Annotated in this window: 16 protein-coding genes; 12 read left to right on the forward strand and 4 right to left on the reverse strand. The window is 62.8% G+C overall.

Features of this window, described 5'->3' with window-relative positions; genetic code table 11:
• Positions 1–231: 231 nt before the first annotated feature.
• The 5 genes from LH365_RS12775 to gltB all read left to right on the forward strand — a co-directional run bounded on the left by LH365_RS12775 (position 232) and on the right by gltB (position 10,517).
• Positions 232–1,389 carry a DegT/DnrJ/EryC1/StrS aminotransferase family protein gene (locus LH365_RS12775; protein ID WP_226744015.1) on the forward strand — a complete coding sequence of 386 codons (1,158 nt, stop codon included), beginning with the start codon at positions 232–234 and terminating at the stop codon, positions 1,387–1,389.
• Between the two features lie 128 nt (positions 1,390–1,517).
• Positions 1,518–2,603 (forward strand): GSU2403 family nucleotidyltransferase fold protein, encoded by a 1,086-nt coding sequence (locus LH365_RS12780; RefSeq protein WP_226744016.1) that lies wholly within the window; start codon positions 1,518–1,520, stop codon positions 2,601–2,603.
• A gap of 245 nt (positions 2,604–2,848) precedes the next feature.
• Positions 2,849–4,129, forward strand: coding sequence for an ammonium transporter (locus LH365_RS12785; protein ID WP_226744017.1), 1,281 nt, complete (start codon positions 2,849–2,851; stop codon positions 4,127–4,129).
• Positions 4,130–4,551: 422 nt separating this feature from the next.
• On the forward strand, positions 4,552–5,997 hold the full coding sequence (locus tag LH365_RS12790; RefSeq protein WP_226744018.1) for an NAD(P)-dependent oxidoreductase: 1,446 nt from the start codon (positions 4,552–4,554) through the stop codon (positions 5,995–5,997).
• Entirely contained in the window at positions 5,994–10,517 is a 4,524-nt protein-coding gene (gene gltB, locus LH365_RS12795; RefSeq protein WP_226744019.1) for a glutamate synthase large subunit, read from the forward strand. Before LH365_RS12790 ends, gltB begins: the two co-directional genes overlap by 4 nt.
• A 155-nt stretch (positions 10,518–10,672) precedes the next feature.
• On the opposite strand, the gene LH365_RS12800 is transcribed toward gltB, so the two are convergent.
• The 3 genes from LH365_RS12800 to pseG all read right to left on the reverse strand — a co-directional run bounded on the left by LH365_RS12800 (position 10,673) and on the right by pseG (position 12,851).
• Positions 10,673–11,041 (reverse strand): hypothetical protein, encoded by a 369-nt coding sequence (locus LH365_RS12800; RefSeq protein ID WP_226744020.1) that lies wholly within the window; start codon positions 11,039–11,041, stop codon positions 10,673–10,675.
• Positions 11,042–11,336: 295 nt separating this feature from the next.
• Entirely contained in the window at positions 11,337–11,810 is a 474-nt protein-coding gene (gene msrB, locus LH365_RS12805; protein WP_226744021.1) for a peptide-methionine (R)-S-oxide reductase MsrB, read from the reverse strand.
• 51 nt (positions 11,811–11,861) lie between these two features.
• Positions 11,862–12,851, reverse strand: coding sequence for a UDP-2,4-diacetamido-2,4,6-trideoxy-beta-L-altropyranose hydrolase (gene pseG, locus LH365_RS12810; RefSeq protein WP_226744022.1), 990 nt, complete (start codon positions 12,849–12,851; stop codon positions 11,862–11,864).
• 166 nt (positions 12,852–13,017) lie between these two features.
• On the opposite strand from pseG, the gene LH365_RS12815 reads away from it, so the two are divergent.
• Positions 13,018–13,935, forward strand: a complete 918-nt coding sequence (locus LH365_RS12815) for a phytanoyl-CoA dioxygenase family protein (RefSeq protein WP_226744023.1) — start codon at positions 13,018–13,020, stop codon at positions 13,933–13,935.
• Between the two features lie 65 nt (positions 13,936–14,000).
• Positions 14,001–14,264: a type II toxin-antitoxin system ParD family antitoxin gene (locus LH365_RS12820; RefSeq protein WP_226744024.1), complete on the forward strand. Its 264-nt coding sequence runs from the start codon at positions 14,001–14,003 to the stop codon at positions 14,262–14,264.
• A gap of 120 nt (positions 14,265–14,384) precedes the next feature.
• Here the strand turns inward: LH365_RS12820 and pseH are convergent, their stop codons facing one another.
• Positions 14,385–14,954: a UDP-4-amino-4,6-dideoxy-N-acetyl-beta-L-altrosamine N-acetyltransferase gene (gene pseH / locus LH365_RS12825; RefSeq protein WP_226744025.1), complete on the reverse strand. Its 570-nt coding sequence runs from the start codon at positions 14,952–14,954 to the stop codon at positions 14,385–14,387.
• An 81-nt stretch (positions 14,955–15,035) separates the two neighbouring features.
• Here pseH and pseF point away from each other — a divergent pair, with 81 nt between their 5' ends.
• The 5 genes from pseF to LH365_RS12850 all read left to right on the forward strand — a co-directional run bounded on the left by pseF (position 15,036) and on the right by LH365_RS12850 (position 19,764).
• Entirely contained in the window at positions 15,036–15,737 is a 702-nt protein-coding gene (gene pseF / locus LH365_RS12830; protein WP_226744026.1) for a pseudaminic acid cytidylyltransferase, read from the forward strand.
• A gap of 182 nt (positions 15,738–15,919) precedes the next feature.
• Positions 15,920–17,317, forward strand: a complete 1,398-nt coding sequence (gene cysG / locus LH365_RS12835; RefSeq protein WP_226744027.1) for a siroheme synthase CysG — start codon at positions 15,920–15,922, stop codon at positions 17,315–17,317.
• Positions 17,314–17,625: a DUF2849 domain-containing protein gene (locus LH365_RS12840; RefSeq protein ID WP_226744028.1), complete on the forward strand. Its 312-nt coding sequence runs from the start codon at positions 17,314–17,316 to the stop codon at positions 17,623–17,625. Before cysG ends, LH365_RS12840 begins: the two co-directional genes overlap by 4 nt.
• Entirely contained in the window at positions 17,625–19,268 is a 1,644-nt protein-coding gene (locus LH365_RS12845) for a nitrite/sulfite reductase (protein ID WP_226744029.1), read from the forward strand. Before LH365_RS12840 ends, LH365_RS12845 begins: the two co-directional genes overlap by 1 nt.
• Positions 19,255–19,764: a DUF934 domain-containing protein gene (locus LH365_RS12850; RefSeq protein ID WP_226744030.1), complete on the forward strand. Its 510-nt coding sequence runs from the start codon at positions 19,255–19,257 to the stop codon at positions 19,762–19,764. Before LH365_RS12845 ends, LH365_RS12850 begins: the two co-directional genes overlap by 14 nt.
• Positions 19,765–19,768 lie beyond the last annotated feature (4 nt).

Genomic DNA, 19,768 nt, shown 5'->3' on the forward strand with positions numbered 1-19,768 from the left:
ATCCGAAGCCCGCGGATCACATCTGCCGCCGCCTTAGCACGCCCATTTAAATAGGTAAATGTCCGACAACTTCAACGTATACGGTATATGAAATTTTTGCGATGTCTCGCGGACTTCCGCGCCGCAGGGATACGAACACATGAAACGATAGGTAATGCCTTTTGAGGTGCGCGCCGCGTTGGGGGTGCTAAGTCTCACCCACCCTAAAATTTGCTTCCGTGCAGGTGTGTCATGGCTATTCCCTTTATCGATCTTGTCGCTCAGCGCGAACGTATCGGCGCTTCCATCGAGGACGGGATCAAGAAGGTGCTCAATCACGGCGCCTATATTATGGGGCCGGAGGTCAAGACCTTCGAAGCCAATCTGGCCAAATTCGCCGGGGCGAAGCACGCCCTGTCCTGTGCCAACGGCACCGACGCCATCGAACTGATCCTGCTGGGTCTGGGCGTAGGTAAAGGCGATGCGGTCTTCGTGCCGGCCTTCACCTTTGTCGCCACTGCCGAAGTGGTGCCGATGACGGGGGCGGAGCCGGTCTTCGTCGATATCGACCCGAAAACCTACAATATGGACCCGACCAGGCTGGAAGCCGCCATCGCCGCCGTGAAGGCCGAGGGCCGTCTGAAGCCCGCGGCGGTCATCGCGGTCGACCTGTTCGGTCAGGCGGCGGACTATCCGGCCATTTCGAAAATCACGCAGGCGCAGGGGCTGAAGCTGATCGCCGACTCGGCGCAGGGTTTCGGCTGTACGATTGATGGCAAGCAGCCGCTGGAATGGGCTGACGCCACCTCGACCAGCTTCTACCCGGCCAAGCCGCTGGGCGGCTATGGCGACGGCGGGGCGGTGGTTTTGAACGATGATGCCCTGCTGGAGCGTCTGATCTCGTTCCGCGTCCACGGCGGCGCGACGCCGACCGATGCGGCGACCATGAACTATACGCACGAGGCCAAGTATCTGAACGTCCGTATAGGGATGAATTCGCGCCTCGACACCATTCAGGCGGCCGTACTGATCGAAAAGCTGGCTATCTTCGCCGAAGAGATCGAGATGCGTCAGGCGGTGGCCAAACGCTATAACGAGGCGCTGGAAGGCTTCGTCACCAGCGTGCCCTATGTGAAAGACGGCTATGTCTCGACCTGGGCGCAGTACACGATCGAACACGAGAACCGCGACGGCCTGCAACTGGCCTTGCGCGAAAAGGGCATCCCGACGGCGGTCTATTACCCCATCCCGCTGCACCAGCAGCCGGGCTATGCGATGTTCACCTCCGGCACGGGCGATCTGAGCGTATCGGAAGCCAAGTCGAAAACGGTCATCAGCCTGCCGTTCAGCCCGTACCTGACGGCAGAAACGCAGGCTGACATCATCGCGGCGGTGAAGGCGTTTAAGTAGGCTGTGAAACTCGGTAGGGGCGCGGTTAATTACGCCGGCCTCTCTAGGTATAACCTTTTCGCGGAAATGGTAATAGATTTGCGCTTTGGGGCGTGTTATTACCATTTTTGCGAAAAAGGTAATATGCCATGAAACTTCTCGATCATACCTATCAGACTCTGTATTCCGAGCTCGCCCAGCGCAGCCTCGATGCGCAGTTTTCGGAAGAATTTTCGATCGATGGCCGCTTCATATCGATGGAAAGTGGAGGGCGTCGATACTGGTATTTCGATCTGGCCAAGGCGGAGGGTGGCAAGCAGCGCACCTATGTCGGCCCCGTAAATGATCCGGACATTACCGAGCGGGTTGAACGCTTCAAAGACATCAAGGCGGATACCCGCGCGCGGCGCAAGCTCGTCTCGACCCTGATCAGGGAGGCGTATCTACCGCGGCCTGAGCTGTTTGTCGGCGACGTTATCGGGGCGCTCGTGCGGGCCGGTTTCTTTCGTCTCCGTGGCGTTATGGTCGGGACCGTTGCCTTCCAGTGCTATTCTGCGCTTTTAGGCGTTCGCCTCCCTAATGCGGTCATGCAGACCGCCGATGCCGATTTCGCGCAGTTTCATTCCATATCGGCTGCCGTCGGCGATACGATGCCACCGGTTATCGCCGTCCTGCGCCAGATTGACCCGACCTTTCGAGAATTGCCGCATCACGCCGATAATCGTTACTCGACCCAATTCGCCACCCGCTCAGGGTACAAGGTGGAATTTCTGACACCGAACACCGGCTCTGATGACTATTCAGGCCGACCTGCGCAGATGCCTGCCCTTGGTGGGGCAGCCGCACAGCCTTTGCGGTTTCTGGACTTCCTGATACATCAACCGGTCAGGGCCGTGGTTCTGCACGGGGCAGGTTTACCCATACTCGTTCCCGCCCCGGAACGTTATGCCGTTCACAAACTGATCGTCGGATCGCGCCGTCGGATTGACGACGACGGAACGGCCAAAAGCCGCAAAGACCGTCAGCAGGCGCGCATCCTGATGCAGACTTTGATCGAGCTTCGGCAGGGCGAGACTATCGCAGACGTGTATATGGAGGCGTGGGACAGGGGGCCTGCCTGGCGCGATGCCATAGGTGAGAGTATGCGCTCCCTGGGTGATGCGGGGCTTGCCTCCCGTTTGGCGGAGTCCGTTGAGCGACTGGGCGGTAAGCCCGCTGAATACGGACTGGCATAGGCGTGTAATGAGGGGTGACATTGCCCCTACGGGTGCCCTGCAACATAGCGAAACGCGGTTTGTGAATTTTTTTGCCCGCACACGCAAAATTTGCTCGCTTTTCGGTAAAATTTCGCGCAAAGAGCAAAAATGCAGGAAAAACTGTGACGCGCGACGCCGAACCCTTCGGGCTGGGCGGGTGTGCGGATGCGAGTTTTCCAAAGGATTTCAGAGCGGGCCTCCAAAAGGTCCAGGGGTTAGTCAGTATGACGACGGGATCTATGGCAGCAGCGGCGGCAGCACCTGTGCTTCTCAAGCATCAGGCCGCGCTGGCGCTCGACAGCGGTCATACGTCGTGGATCATCGTGTCCACGGCCTTCGTCCTGCTGATGACCCTGCCGGGGCTGGCCCTGTTCTACGGCGGCATGGTGCGCAAGAAGAACGTGCTGGCGACGCTGGCGCAGTCGGTCGCGGCCGCGGTCGTCGTTTCGGTGCTGTGGATCGTCGCCGGTTATTCCTTGTCCTTCGGCCTGAACGGCAATGAAGGGCTGAACCGCTTTATCGGTTCGTTTGACGCCTTCCTGCTCAACGGCGTGACCATGGACACGGCGTTCGGCCTGGCGCCGCAACTGCCGGAGTTTTTGTGGGTCGCCTATCAGATGACCTTCGCCATCATCACCCCGGCCCTGATCGCCGGGGCCTTCGCCGAGCGTCTGAAGTTTTCGGCCTTCCTGCTGTTCACGGCGCTGTGGACCCTGTTCGTCTATGCGCCGGTGTGTCACTGGGTCTGGGGCGGCGGCTTCCTGGGCGGCATGGGCGTGCTCGACTTCGCCGGCGGCGCGGTGGTCCACGTCAATTCGGGTATTGCAGGCCTCGTCTGCGCCATCGTTCTGGGGCCGCGCCGGGGCTTTCCGCGTGAGTATATGGCCCCGCACAATCTGGCCTTCACCCTGATCGGCGCGTCGCTGCTGCTGGTCGGCTGGCTGGGCTTCAACGGCGGTTCGGCCTGGACGGCCGATGCGCTGGCCAGCGTCGCCGTACTCAACACCATTATCGCCGCCATGACCGGCGCGATCGGTTGGACCATCCCGGAATGGATCGAGCGCAAGCAGCCGACGCTGCTCGGCATGATTTCGGGTCTGGTCGCCGGTCTGGTGGCCATCACCCCGGCAGCGGGCTTTGTCGACCCCAAGGGCGCGCTGGCCATCGGGCTTTTGGGCGGCATCGCCTGCTTCTTCGGCGCGACGGCGCTGAAAAAGGCCTTCAAATACGACGACAGCCTCGACGCCTTCGGCGTGCACGGCGTCGGCGGGCTGGTCGGTGCGGTGCTGACTGCCGTCTTCGCCAATGAGAGCATCAACGCCCTGGCCAAGGACGCCACCGTACTCAAACAGGTACTGGGTCTGGTGGCCGTTATCGCGTGGAGCGCGGTGGTCACCTTCATTATTCTGATGATCTGCAAATTCACCACAGGCCTGCGTGTGGACGAAGAGCAGGAAATCGAGGGTCTCGACTCGACACAGCACGGAGAGACCCAGCACGGATAGCCCGGCCCGACTAAAAAGGGACAAGGGGCTGAGCCGGAACCGGTCAGGACAGCCCCGCACACAAGCGGCACGCGCCCGAAACCGGAACGGAAACGCCCCTCAGGATTTGCCAAGGTTCGCCTCGGCAGGCACTGGGGGGTTTGCATGTCAGGACCGCTGTCCGGCCTTTGGTTTACGCCCCGTCAGCGGGGTGCTAAAACGAAGGGGGGACCGGCGAAGTGATATGAAATGAAACTAACCCGGTAAAAATCTCACGGTCGGAATTTTTGACTGTGATTTTACCGGGAAATGACGGGAAATATCATTTTCCGCTTTGCATGACGGGGCTTTTGCGCTTTAGGGGCGTTTTAGCGCGTTGTAACAAGCGATAAACATTCTTCCGAAAACGGAAGATTTCTGCACCGAGTTGTGAGGGTTGGCCTATGACCTATGAGACGAACCGCTTCGTCGTTGAATACAAGAAAACGCCGCCGAAGGCCGAGGCAAAGACCCGTGTCACAAATTTCAACGAAATCTACGCCGATTTCAAACCGGAGCAGGCCAATGCCCAGGCGTCGCGCTGCGCGCAATGCGGCGTGCCCTTCTGTCAGTCGGGTTGCCCGTTGCAGAACAACATCCCCGACTGGCTGCGCATGACCGCCGAAGGGCGCTTTGAGGAGGCTTTCCGCCTGTCCTCGGCGACCTCGACCCTGCCGGAAATCTGCGGCCGCATCTGCCCGCAGGACCGTCTGTGCGAAGGCTCCTGCGTGCTGGAGCAATCGGGCTGGGAAAACGTCACCATCGGCGCGGTCGAGCGTTATGTGAACGACATGGCCTTCGAAGAGGGCTGGATCGAGCCGATCGTGCCCGCCGTCGAGCGCGGCGAAAGCGTCGGCATCATCGGCGCGGGCCCGGCGGGCATCGCCGCCGCCGACCGTCTGCGTTCGCTGGGCTATAAGGTCACCATCTACGACCGCTACGACCGTCCGGGCGGCCTGCTGACCTACGGCATCCCCTCGTTCAAGCTGGAAAAGGACGTCGTCCTGCGCCGCACCCAGCGTCTGGCGGATTCGGGCGTCGAGTTCGTGCTGAACTGCGACATCGGCAATGACGTGTCGTTCGAGGAACTGCGTCAGAAGCACGACGCCATCCTGATCGCCACCGGCGTCTATAAGGTGCGTCGCCTGAGCGTGCCAGGCTGCGGCTCAAAGGGCGTGGTCGGGGCGCTCGACTACCTGACCGCCTCGAACCGCAAGGGCTTCGGCGATGCGGTCGAAGCCTATGACAACGGCACGCTGAACGCCGAAGGCAAGACCGTCGTGGTCATCGGCGGCGGCGACACAGCCATGGACTGCGTGCGCACCGCCACGCGTCAGGGCGCCAAGGCCGTCACCTGCGTCTATCGTCGCGACCGCGCCAACATGCCGGGTTCCGACCGCGAAGTGTCCAATGCCGAGGAAGAGGGCGTGAAGTTCGAATGGCTGTCGGCCCCCAAGGCCGTGCTGGGCGACGCCGAGCACGTGTCGGGCCTGCGCATCCAGCGCATGCGCCTGACCACGCCGGACGCGCAGGGTCGTCAGGGCATCGAGGACATCCCCGGCGCCGAAAACGATCTGCACGCCGATCTAATCATCGAGGCGCTGGGCTTCGAGCCGGAAAACGTGCCGGTCATGTTCAACCAGCCGGGCCTCGAAGTCACCAAGTGGGGCACGATCAAGGTGCAGGCCGGTGAGTTCCAGACCTGGGTGCCGGGCGTCTTCGCCGCCGGCGACATCGTGCGCGGCGCATCGCTGGTCGTGTGGGCCGTCCGCGAAGGTCAGGACGCCGCCGCCGACATCCACCACTATATTCAGTCTCAAGTTTCCGCTTCTCTGGAGGCCGCCCAATGATCAAGTCTTCCGGTCCCTCGCCCTACGAACTCTATCACCGCAACCGTAACGCCCTGATCGAGGCCAATGCCTACGATCCGCGCACCGAATTCGATGCCTGCGGCGTCGGTGTGGTCTGTTCTATCGACGGCACGGCGCGTCGCGACGTGGTCGAGCTGGCGGTCAAGGCGCTGAAGGCCCTGTTCCACCGCGGCGCGGTCGATGCCGACGGCAAGTCGGGCGACGGCGCGGGCATCATGATCAACGTGCCGCAGGACTTCTTCCGCGAGCAGGTGCGCAATATCGGCCATGAGCCGCGGCCGGGTCCGGTCCTCGTCGGTCAGGTCTTCCTGCCGCGCAACGACCTCGGCGCTCAGGAAGCCGCGCGCACCATCGTGGAATCGGAAATCCTGCGTTCGGGCTTCTATCTCTACGGCTGGCGTCAGGCCCCGGTCGACGTGTCGCAACTGGGCACGCGCGCCAACTCCACGCGCCCGGAAATCGAGCAGATCATGCTGTCCGCGCCGGACGGTCTTGAAGGCGAAGCGCTGGAACGCGCCATGTTCCTGTGCCGCCGCCGCATCGAAAAGCGCGTCGAAGAGGCCAATCTCGACTGTTATCTGTGCTCCTTCTCCTCGAAGACGCTCATCTATAAGGGCATGTTCCGCGCCGAACTGGTCGATGACTTCTATCTCGACCTGAAGGACCCGCGCTTCGTCTCTTCCGTCGCCGTGTTTCATCAGCGCTTCTCGACCAACACCTTCCCCGAATGGCGTCTGGCTCAGCCCTTCCGCATGTTGGCGCACAACGGGGAAATCAACACCCTGCGCGGCAATGTCAACTGGATGAAGTCGCACGAAATCCGCATGGCGGCCGCCACCTTCGGCGATAACGACAAGGACGTGAAGCCGGTCATCCAGCCGCGCGGTTCGGACTCCGCCGCGCTCGACAACGTGTTCGAACTGCTGGTGCGCGCCGGGCGTTCGGCCCCGATGGCCAAGGCCCTGCTGATCCCGGAAGCTTGGTCGAAGCAGGCCGTGACCATGCCGGAATCGCACCGCGCCCTCTATGCCTACTGCAACGCCGTGATGGAGCCGTGGGACGGCCCCGCCGCCGTCTGCGCCACCGATGGCCGCTGGGTCATCGCTGGCAAGGACCGCAACGGCCTGCGACCGTTGCGCGTCACCCAGACGCAGGACGGCCTGCTCATCGTCGGCTCCGAAGCCGGCATGACGGGCGTCGCCGAAGACCGCGTGGCGCAGCGCATGACCATCGCGCCGGGCCGCATGATCGCGGTCGACCTTGAGGCCGGCAAGCTGTTCAGCGAGGACGAAATCCTCGACGCGCTGGCGGGCAAGCACGACTTCACCAAGTGGCTGGAAAACATGGTCGAGGTGGACTCGATCATCGAGCCGGGACCGGAGCCGCGCGCCTATTTCGGCGAGGAACTGGACCGCCGTCAGATCGCCGCCGGCTACACCCTGGAAGACCTCGACACCGTGCTCGACGCCATGGTCAAGGACGGCAAGGAAGCCATCGGCTCGATGGGCGACGATACGCCTCTGGCCGTGCTGTCGGAAAAGTGGCGTCCGCTGTCGCACTATTTCCGTCAGAACTTCGCGCAGGTCACCAACCCGCCGATCGACCCGCTGCGCGAAGAAGCCGGCATGTCGCTCAAGACGCGCTTCAAGAACCTCGGCAACATTCTGGCCGAAGACGCGACGCAGGCCAATGTGCTGGTCATGGACTCGCCGTTCATGACGACGGGCATGTACGACCGCCTGCTGGAAACCAGCAATGTCGGTCAGGTCGCCGAACTCGACTGCTCCTTCCCGTTGCCGGAAGAGGGCGCCGCCCCCGGCGCGGGCCTGCGCGCTGTGCTGGACAGCCTGCGTGACGAGGCCGTCGCCGCCGTGAAGAACGGCGCGGCCATGATCGTTCTGACGGATCAGAAGTCGGGTGCGGACCGCATGGGCGTGCCGATGATCCTCGCCGCCGCGGGCGTCCATGCCCGTCTGGTGCAGGAAGGCCTGCGCTCCTTCGTCTCGATCATCGTCCGTTCGGCCGAGGCCATGGACAGCCACGCCTTCGCGGTGCTGGTCGGCGTCGGTGCGACCGCCATCAACCCCTATCTGGCGCTGGAGCTGATGCAGGAGCGTCTGGACAAGGGCCGCTACGGCACCCTGACCTCGTACAAGTGCTTCATGAACTACAAGAAGTCCATCGAGGCGGGTCTGATGAAGATCCTCGCCAAGAAGGGCATCTCGATCATCTCCTCCTATCGCGGCGGCTATGAGTTCGAAGCCTTGGGCCTATCGCGGGCGCTGGTCGGTGAGTTCTTCCCCGGCGTGACCTCGCGCATCTCCGGTATCGGTCTGGCCGGCATCGAGACCAAGCTGAAGGCGCTGCACGCCGAAGCCTGGGCCTCGAAGCGCGCCCTCATCCCCATCGGCGGCTTCTACAAGATGCGCTCGGCGGGCGAGACCCATTATTATCAGCCCAAGCTGATCCACCTGCTGCAGGACGCCACGACGCGCGGCGATTACAAGACCTTCAAGACCTATTCCGCTCTGGTGTCGAAGATGTCGAAGGACGCGCCGACCGCCCCGCGCGACCTGCTCGACTGGGCCCCGAAGTCGAAGCCCATCGACATCGAGGAAGTGGAATCGGTCAACGAAATCCGCAAGCGCTTCGTCACGCCCGGCATGTCGCTGGGCGCGCTGAGCCCCGAAGCGCACGAGACGCTGAACATCGCCATGAACCGCATCGGCGCGCGTTCGGTGTCGGGTGAAGGCGGCGAGGATCCGGAACGCTATGTCCGCCGTCCGAACGGCGACAACCCGAACTCGGCCATCAAGCAGATCGCATCGGGCCGTTTCGGCGTCACCGCCGAATATCTCAACCAGTGCCGCGAAGTGGAAATCAAGGTCGCACAGGGTGCCAAGCCCGGCGAAGGCGGTCAGCTTCCGGGCTTCAAGGTCACGGAATTCATCGCCCGTATGCGTCACTCGACGCCGGGCGTGGGCCTGATCTCGCCCCCGCCGCACCACGACATCTATTCGATCGAAGACCTGGCTCAACTCATCTACGACATCAAGCAGATCAATCCGAACTGCCGCGTCACGGTGAAGCTGGTGTCGCAGTCCGGCATCGGCACGGTCGCCGCCGGGGTGGCCAAGGCCAAGGCCGACGCCATTCTGGTGTCCGGTCAGGTCGGCGGCACGGGCGCGTCGCCGCTCACCTCGATCAAGTTCGCCGGCCTGCCGTTCGAGCTGGGCCTGTCGGAAGCGCATCAGGTTCTGACCATGAACAACCTGCGCGGACAAATTCGTCTGCGTTCGGATGGTGGCATGCGCACAGGTCGCGACATCGTCATCGCCGCCATGCTGGGGGCCGAAGAGTTCGGCATCGGCACGGCGTCGCTGGTGGCCATCGGCTGCCTGATCGTGCGTCAGTGTCAGTCGAACACCTGCCCGGTCGGTGTCTGCGTGCAGGACGAGCGTCTGCGCGCCAAGTTCACCGGCACGCCGGAAAAGGTCATCAACCTGTTCAGCTTCATCGCCGAAGAGGTCCGCGAAATCCTGGCCTCGCTGGGCCTGCGCTCGCTGGACGAAGCCGTGGGCCGCACCGACCTGCTGCGTCAGGTTTCGCGCGGCGGGGCGCACCTTGACGACCTCGACCTCAACCCGCTGCTGGTGCGCGTCGAAAGCGATCCGACCGCGCCGATCACCCTGCCGCACGAGATCAATGCGGTGGCCGATACGCTGGACGCCCGGATCGTCAAAGACGCCGTGCCGCTGGTCGAACGCGGTGAGAAGATGTCGCTAACCTACGACGTGCGCAACACCATGCGCGCCGTCGGTACGCGCACCTCGCACCTGCTGGTCAAGAACTTCGGCGATCGTCTGGCCGACGCTCACCTGACCCTGCAACTGCGCGGGTCGGCGGGACAGTCTCTCGGCGCGTTCGCGGTCAAGGGCCTGTTCATCGATCTGGTCGGTGAATCGAACGACTATGTCGGCAAGGGCCTGTCGGGCGCGACCATCGTCGTCCGCCCCAAGGCGTGGCAGCCGAATCAGATGCTGGCCGGCAACACCAACCTCTACGGCGCGACTTCGGGCAAGCTGTTCGTGGCGGGCCGCGTGGGCGAACGCTTCGCCGTGCGTAACTCCGGTGCCGTCACCGTGGTCGAAGGCGCCGGCGCGCACGCCTGCGAATATATGACGGGCGGCAAGGTGGTCATACTCGGTTCGACCGGCGCCAATTTCGGCGCGGGCATGACCGGCGGCGTCGCCTATGTCTGGGACACCGAAGGGGCGTTCGCCAAATACATCAACCCGGAAGGCATCACGCTGCGCGACGTGCCGGACGCCGATCAGGCCGATCTCAAGGCCCTGATTGCCGAGCACTTTGAAAAGACGCAGTCGCCGCGCGCCGAGGCCATCCTTGACGACTGGGACAACAGCCTCAAGGCCTTCGTTCAGGTCATGCCGAACGAAATTCTGGCTATTCAGGCAAAGAAGGCCGCCGCCGTGGCTTAAGAGAAGGACGCAGAGGCGCGGCCCCTGCACCCGTTAGTTGGCGCCTCTGCAAAAGGGGCGGCTTCTTCTTAGTTCACTGGGTCCAGCGCATGAACTCAGGCAGAGGGCAGCTTCGTCGCCGGAGCCGCTTATTTACGACCGTGCAGGTGCCACGACTAACGGCTGGCCAGCGCCGTGCCGCGCGTCAGTTCGGTCAGTTCCGTGCTGGCGTGGCGATAGTGAATCGACTCGACCGTGTCGTTCACGCCGCGCGCATGGCCTTCGACCCACACCACCTTGCCGTCGGCCAGAGCGGCCTTGACCTTGAACTGCGTGTCGAAATGCGTGCTGCCGCCTTCGCAGCGATCAAGATCAACCACCGCCTTGCGCACCGGACCGGAAATACCTTCGGCATCGGCCTTCACCGCATCGGCAATCGCCTGGCCCACCACCCGCTCCTGCTGCGCGTCGCACTCGGCAAAGGCCGGGACCGCGAGGGTGAGAAAAGCCGCTGTAGCGGCGGTTCCGAGGACAAATTTCATCATGACGTTTTCACTCCTTGGCTTTTGGCCATTCTTCTTTTTCTTGGGCGAATGCCTTGTTGAGGGGCGCAACCGTAACCCGTGGGACTGCCCACAAAGGATGCGCCAATTCAGCCGTTTGGCAACAGAAAATATTCAGGACCCTGAATAAAATCACGGATATTTTACCGCTGATAATTAATCAGACAACGGATTAATTGCGTCAATAATATTGTGAAATAAAAGAATTTTGCCCGTTTTCGCCAAAAAATAAGCCCGGCGATCTGGCCGGGCTTAAAAGCGAAAATGCGAGTAAAAATCAGGAAATCGACACCGGATCGTCGCGTTCCAGCACATCCGGCAGAGCCTGCCCTTCCGGCACGAAGTCCATCGCCACCGAATTCATGCAGTAACGCAGGCCTGTCGGTCGCGGGCCGTCCTCGAAGACGTGCCCCAGATGCGCATCACAGCGCCCGCAGCGGATTTCCGTGCGCACCATGCCGTGCGAGGCATCGCGCAGATAGCGGATATGGCCTTCGCCGACGCTCTGATAGAAGCTGGGCCAGCCCGAACCGGAATGGAACTTGGCGCGCGAGTTGAACAGCGGCAGGGCGCACAGGGCGCAGGTATAGAGCCCCTCTTCCTCATATTCATCGAACTTGCCACAGAAGGGCGGTTCCGTGCCGTGGTCGAGCAGGATGCGTCGCGCTTCCGGATCGAGCTTTTCGGCGAGCAAGCGGATTTTCTCAGGCGTCGGCGGGGTCAGGTCGAAACCCAGTTCGGAGCGGGCCATGCGGGAGTCCTTTCACAATCTGATCGGAATATAGGCACATCGACCGCACCTTCACAGGGCCAGTTCGTGAATCGCCTCAACGATGCGTTCGCAGCCGCGCCCGTCGATCTGCTCGTGGGCGCGCTGGGCGATGCCCCGGCGCAGATCGATGCTGTCGAGCAGGGTCCGCACGGTGCCCACGAACCGGTCGGGCCAGCCGCCGCGCGCATCGAGCATGGGGAATGGAGAGGCCAGCAGCCAGCTCGCCTGATTGTCGGCCACCACCAGCCCCAGGGCACACAGCCGCATGGCCGCGACCTCATTGAGGCTGCCGCCCGCCGCTGTCACCACCAGAGACGCCCCGGCCAGCACTTCGGCGACATTGTCGGGCGACAGGTAGAGCTTGCATTCCGACCGCTCGGCGCACAACCGGCGCAGTTCGTCGACGCGGGTATGCGCCGGCCCGGCGATCAGACGTACCTCAGCCGCGCCCATATCCGCTAGGGTTTCCGAGCACAGGGCCGTAAAGCCGAACGGGTCGGAGCCGCCGAACATAACGCAGATATGACGCTCTCGCGGCGCCGGATAGCGACGGCGGAACTCCTGCCGGATCTGCGCATAGGCGGGACCAAGACACTTCACAGCTTGCGGCGCGATCTCGTCATAGGGGCGCGTGTGGGCCGACGGCGCGGCATTGATCAGCAGATGTGCGTTCAGGGGGCGCACCACCGCCATATCGTCCATCGCCACGACAACATAATCCGTATACAGATTATTATACATGTCCGGGCCAATGGCGTAGGAGTCGCACAGGATAACCTCACCTAGCGGGATCACGGCGCGCATCGCCTGCACGTCTTCCGGAGTGCCGATGGCGGTATCCATGCTGCGCCAACGGATGCCCAGATTGATCAGCCGCTGCGTCGCCGCTTCGGCCATGTCGTTGATCAGGAACACCACCTCGTGCCCCTGCGTCCGCGCCTCTTCGGCGATGGCATAACAGCGCATGAAATGGCCCAGCCCGACGCGGGCCGAGGCTTCGGTGCGAACCCAAATACGCATGTCCTCTCCGCGGTGCGACAGTTGGCCTCATGATTAATCGCGCATCTGATTCCAAAAAAACCGTGTCACACTTTTTGGGATGCGCTCTATCCTTTGCGCCATCAGGGTTAGCGTATTGTTAAACGCTGACGCCTAGCCTCCCCGTAACAAGACTGGAGCGCCGGACATGGCCACCCTCACCGAGACCTTTATCGAAGACGGCTTTGCGGATCTGGGCGTGCTGATGCCGGAAGAGGCCTGCCGCGACCTGATGGCCGCCGTGCGCGCCAGCCGCAATTTCGGGCCGGACCTCTTCCTCGATCAGGCGACCTTCGAGGCCGATCCGCAGTATCGGGGCACCAATCCCATGCCGGAGCGCAACCTGTTCGAGGCCCTGTCGCCGAAGTCGGACTTCATTCTGGCTGAACCGCGTCTGAAACAGGCCCTGAGCGAGCTTCTGGGCGAAGATTACACGATACTGGACCAAAAGTTCGTCTGCGGCGTGCCCGATCGCTGGCTCCCTGACTGGCTAAAACCGCGCATCATCGGCAATCCGGTCAATAATCTGGGGCCATACATCCGCCCGGCCTATCGCGACATCACCTATTTCTATGGCATCGACTTCCATCAGGACATTATCGACTGGAAGAGCCGCTATTCCGACCTGATCACCGTCTATGTCTATATCCATCCGGTGACGGCGGGCGATGCGCCGCTCTACGTCCTGCCGAAAAGCCACAAATTAGGGGCGTGTATGTTCCCGCACGACCTTAAAAAGCAACCGGATGGCCGTTGGCTCTATCGCAATGGCACGGGTGGCGAAATGACCGTCGATGAGCGGATGCTGGTCGGCGATACGGGCTATGTCGCCTGCTGGCACGCCTGCACCCTGCATGGAACCATGCCGGTCTCGTCGGACGCCGAACGCTTTTCGGCGCGCTTTCTGATTTCGCGCGGTGAGGCGGCAAAAGCGGGGCTAGATGCGGTCAATGCGACCATTCCCTACCCGCTGTCGCTCGAAGACACCCGCCGCGATCTGGGCGACGCCGGCGAAGCGAAGATCAAGGGCAATATTATCACCGGCAAGCCGGGGACGGAACGCTAACAGGCGAGACATTTGCCTTAAGGCCGGCTCCGGGGTATTATATATTAATACCAGCGAGGCTTTCCATGGGCACGACCGTCAATCTCGGCAAGCACTTTGAGGCGTTTGCCGCCGAAATGGTGCAAAGTGGTCGATACAACAACACCAGCGAACTGGTGCGTGACGCGTTACGCATAGTTGAGGAACGTGAGCGCCGTTTATTATCTCTGGACGCCACGCTGGAACGCAGCCGTGCCGACGTAGAGGCGGGTCGCGTCAAATCGGCCGAAGAGGTCTTCGACCGTCTGGAAGCCAAATACATGCGCATGGCCCAAGAGCGCGGGGAATAGTGAGGGTTCTTTTTTCCGCGCAAGCCGAAGCCGGGCTTGAACAGATCGGTGCAATCCTGCACGGTTCGCAGGACTACGAGACGGTGCTGTTTCCCGACGCCTGATAATCCGGCGCGTGGTTCAAACCTCATACCCGTGCGTCAGAAGGCGGTCGCGGCAGGCTTCCCGCGCCGCCGCCCAGTCTTCACGCAGCAGCCCCAGCCCGATCACATCGTGCGGCCCGTCCGATTTGACGACGTGGCGGCGGAAATGCGCCTCCTTCTGGAAACCGAACGAGAGGTGCAGTTTCCACACGGCGGCATTGCTTTCCAGCACTTCGCACCACAGCTTTTCGAGCTTCAGTTCGTCGAAAGCGTGTTCGATCATCCGGAACTCGACCCATGCGCCCAGCCCCTTGCCGCGCGCGGCGGGTTCGGCCAGATAGAAGGCCCAGGCCGCCTTTTGCGACACGCGATCAATATCGACGAAATTGGCCAGCCCGACCGGCTCATCGTCCCATTCGATGATGAAATAGCGCCTCGTCTCGTTGTCAGACAACCCATCGAACCACGCATCGTGCCGCTCGCGCGGGATCACCATATCGGTGTACATGAAGCGGCGCACCTCATCGCGGTTGCGCCAGTCGAACAGGCGGTCGCGGTCTTCGGCAGTCAGTGGCCGCAATGCAGCCGGACGGGGTGACGCGGACATGGCCACTCTCCAAAAGGACATTAAACCTTTTTTTGATCACGTCGGTTAATATCGCGTTGTCAGCCGTCCCGGAGCCCGCCCATGTCCGTCCGTCGCATCGCCGTCATCCCCGCGCGCGGCGGGTCAAAGCGCATTCCGCACAAGAATATCAAGCCCTTCTTCGGCCAGCCTCTGCTCAGCTATTCCATCCGCGCCGCGCGCGAAAGCGGCCTTTTCGATCATGTTATCGTCTCGACCGACGACGGCGAAATCGCCGAAGCCGCGCGCACATACGGCGCCGAAGTGCCCTTTGTGCGCCCGCCGGAACTGTCGGGCGACCATATCGGCACCAATGCGGTCATCATCCACGCTATCGACTGGTTCACCGCTCAGGGCGAGGCCCCGGATGCGGTGTGCGGCATCTACGCCACCGCGCCGTTTCTGACGGCCACGCGGCTGATCGCAGGATGGGAGGCCTTACAGGGCAAGCGCTTCGCCTTCTCCGTCACCTCCTACGCCTTCGCCGTTCAGCGCGCGCTCTATCGCACCGAAGAGGGCGGCGTGCGCATGTTTCAGCCTGAACACCGCCTGACGCGGTCTCAGGACCTGACGCCGGCCTTCCACGACGCCGCGCAGTACTACTGGGGCTGGGCCGAAGCTTTCAAAAACGGCGAAGAAATCTTCTCTGCGCAATCCGCGCCGGTCGTCCTGCCGCGCACAGAGGTAGTCGATATCGACACGCCGGAAGACTGGGACGTGGCCGAACAGATGTACGCCGCCCTGCGCCGCCAAATGAACCTTTAAGCCCCGCTTTAGCCGCCCTAAACCTTTCCTGCACAAAGCATCGCTTTCCTTCGCGACGGGCCGGGACTAAAAGCCCTGACAAACAGGGGGCGCAAAGTCCCTTTTAAGAAAAGAACGCCTCATGTGTATCCGAAAAGTGCGTCCCACTTTTCGGCATGAGGCTTACCGTGGACCTTTTTAGTATGCTTGCACTGCCGCTCTCCTGGCCGCTCGAAGGCCGGCGCGCCGTCCTGATCGGGACGGGCGAATGGCTTGTGCGCAAACTGACCCTGCTGCGGCGCACCCCGGCGACCCTCACCGTCTATACGCCCGGCGACGACGCGACTTACGAAGGCGTGACGCCGGAACGCCGCTGGCCCACGGTCGCGGACCTGAGCGACGCCACCTTCGTCATCGTCGCCTTCGAAGATCGCGCCCTGGCCGAACAGGGCGCGGCGCTGGCACGTCAGGCCGGCAAGCCGCTCAATGTGGTCGATTACCCGGACCTCGGCGACTTTCACATCCCCGCCATCATCGATCGCGGCCCGCTGTCGATCGGCGTGGCTACGGGGGGCACAGCGCCGGTTCTGGCCCGCGAAACCCGCCGCCGCATCGAAGCCGCCATCCCGCCCTCCGAAGCGCAACTGGCCGAGTTCGCCCTGCGCCTCAGCCCGCATCTGCGTGAACTGCTGCCCAATGTCGACGACCGCCGCCGCTTCTGGGAAGGCGTGCTGGACTCCGACGCCGCCCGTCTGGCGCGCGAAGGGCGCATCGACGCCGCGGTGGACATGGCCGTCGAAGCCGCGAAAAACCCGCAACCGCGCAAAGGCGTGGTGCATCTGGTCGGGGCCGGTCCGGGCGATCCGGAGCTTCTGACGCTGAAGGCCCTGCGCCTCCTTAGCGAGGCCGATGTCATCGTCTATGATCGGCTGGTCGGCGACGGCATCATGGACCTCGCCCGCCGAGACTCCGAACGCTTTTACGTGGGTAAGGCGCGCTCGAACCATTCCGTGCCGCAGGATCAGATCCACAGCCTGCTGGTCGAACAGGCCACGCTGGGCAAGCGCGTCGTGCGCCTCAAGGGCGGCGATCCGTTCGTTTTCGGGCGTGGCGGCGAAGAGGTCGAGGCGCTGAAGGCCGCCGGCATCGAAGTCCATATCACGCCCGGCATCACAGCGGCACTCGGTTGCGCCGCATCGACCGCTGTGCCGCTAACCCACCGCGACCATGCGCAGAGCGTGTCGTTCGTCACGGGTCACGCCAAGGATGGGGATTTCGCGCACAATCCGCTGGCGCTCGACTGGGACCGGCTGGCGGCGCACAACCACACGCTGGTCGTCTATATGGGCATCCATACGGCCCAGACGATTTCCGAAAAGTTGACCCAGCATGGACGCGCCCCCGACACGCCGGTTCTGGTGGTCGAAAACGGCACCCGTCATGACGAGACACGCAGACTGACCTGTCTGTCCGACCTGGCCAACACGCTCAAGGCCGATCCGCCCAAGGGCCCGGCCCTGCTCATTATCGGCGAAGTCGCCGCCCTTTATCAGACGACGGACGCGCACCCAATCGTCCACGAACCCATGAGGACCGCATGAAACTGCTGACCGCCAATCGCCTGACCGACGGTCTGGTTCTGTGGTACGCCGGAGGGTCCGACCTGTCGGGCTGGACCGAGGACGCCGCTAACGCCACGCGCCTTGAGGACGAGGCCGCCGCTGCCCTGCTCGAAGAGTGGAAAGCGCGCGAAACCGAGGTGGTCGGCGTCTATGTCGTGCCGCTGGTCGATGAAAATACGCTTGTAAAGCGCGAATATGTGCGTGAGCACGTGCGCGCCAATGGCCCGACCATCGGTCAGACCGCCCTCGATACCGCCCGTCAGCACCAGCGCGGAGAAGTCTTCTAATGTATCAGTATGATCAGTTCGACCACGCCATGGTCGCCGCCCGCAATGCCGAATTCAAGGACCAGGTGGCCCGCCGCCTGAGCGGTGAACTCAGCGAGGATCAGTTCAAGCCGCTGCGCCTGATGAACGGCCTGTACCTGCAACTGCACGCCTACATGCTGCGTATCGCCGTGCCCTACGGCGTGCTGTCGTCGCGTCAGATGCGCACTTTCGCCCATATCGCGCGCACCTATGACCGCGATTTCGGCCACTTCACCACGCGCCAGAATATCCAGTTCAACTGGATCAAGCTGGCCGACACGCCGCAGATTCTCGAAGAGCTGGCGGCGGTCGAAATGCACGCCATCCAGACGTCGGGCAACTGCATCCGCAACACCACGACCGATCAGTTCGCCGGCGCCGCCAAGGACGAACTCGACGATCCGCGTCCGTGGGCCGAACTGATCCGTCAGTGGTCGACCTTCCATCCGGAATTCACCTTCCTGCCGCGCAAGTTCAAAATCGCCATCACCGGCGCCACCCGCGACCGCGCCGCCATCCGCGTGCACGACATCGGGCTGCAACTGACGGCCAACGGCTTCGACGTCTATGTCGGCGGCGGCATGGGCCGCACGCCGCACCTCGGCCACCTGATCAAATCGGGCGTGCCGGGCGAAAAGCTGCTCAGCTATCTCGAAGCCGCCCTGCGCGTCTATAACCGTTATGGCCGCCGCGACAATATCTACAAGGCGCGCATCAAGATCCTCGTTTCCGCTCTGGGGCCTCAGGAATATGCGCGTCAGGTCGAAGAGGAATGGGCCACGCTCGATCAGGCGCAGATCGACGCGCCGCACGCCGAAATCGCGCGCATCAAGAGCTTCTTCCCGCAGCCGAACTATGCCGACAAGGCCTTCGACGCCGCGGCTATTGAGCGCGCCAAAGCCGCCGATCCGGGCTTTGCCCGCTGGATGCGCAACAACACGCTGGCACACCGTCGCGACGACCACGTCTCGGTGACCATTTCGCTGAAGCCGACCGGAATGCCGCCGGGCGACGCCTCTTCGGCGCAGATGGACGCCATGGCCGACGCCGCCGACGCCTTTGGATACGGCGAACTGCGCGTCTCGCACGAACAGAACGTCATCCTACCGCACGTGGCCAAGGCCGACCTCTACGAGCTGTATCGTCAGCTGGATCAGAACGGTCTGTCTTCCGCCAATGTCGGCAAGATCACCGACATGATCGCCTGCCCCGGCCTCGACTACTGCTCGCTGGCCAATGCCCGCGCCATCCCGCTGGCGCAGGACATTTCCAACCGCTTTGCCGACGAAGGCCTGACGGACAAGATCGGCGATCTGCAGATCAAGATTTCGGGCTGCATCAATGCCTGTGGCCACCACCATGTCGGTCATATCGGCATTCTGGGCGTCGATAAGCAGGGCGAGGAATTCTACCAGATCCTGCTCGGCGGCCGCGCCGACGAAAAGGCCGCGTTGGGCGTCATCACGGGCAAGGGCCTCAGCGCCGAAGCCGTGCCCGCCGCGCTGGAGCGTCTGGTCAATCTCTATCTCGAACTGCGCACGGATGAGACCGAGCGCTTCATCGACACCGTGGGCCGCCTCGGCCGCGAAGCCTTTGCCGGAGCCCTGCATGAGCCAGCTTAATTCTTCCCACGCCCCGCAACTGGTCTCGGATCAGGGCGAGGTGCGCGACAATGCCTGGACCGTGCTGGCCGACGATGAGGCCATCGGCGTCGATCAGGTCGTGCTCGGTTTCGAGCGCGCCGTGAACGAACTGGACGGGCTGAACGGCCGCTACGGCGTGCGCGTCATGCCCGGTGACGACGTGCGCAAGCTCGCGCCGCACCTGTCGAAGATCGCCCTGATCGAGGTCGCCTTCCCCGGCTATCGCGACGGCCGCGGCTATTCGACGGCGCGCATCCTGCGTCAGGACCTTCGCTTCGACGGCGAAATCCGCGCGGTCGGCGACGTGCTGCGCGATCAGGTCTTCTGGATGATGCGTTGCGGCTTCAACGCCTTCCTGCTGAAAGACGCCGATCCGCAGGGCGCGATCAAGCACGCCCGCAGCCTCTATGCCAATGCCTATCAGTCCGCCGCCGATGGGCTGAAACCTGTATGGGCCCTGCGCCATCCTGCTTAAGGAA

Source organism: Asticcacaulis sp. AND118 (genome assembly GCF_020535245.1).
Lineage (GTDB): Bacteria > Pseudomonadota > Alphaproteobacteria > Caulobacterales > Caulobacteraceae > Asticcacaulis.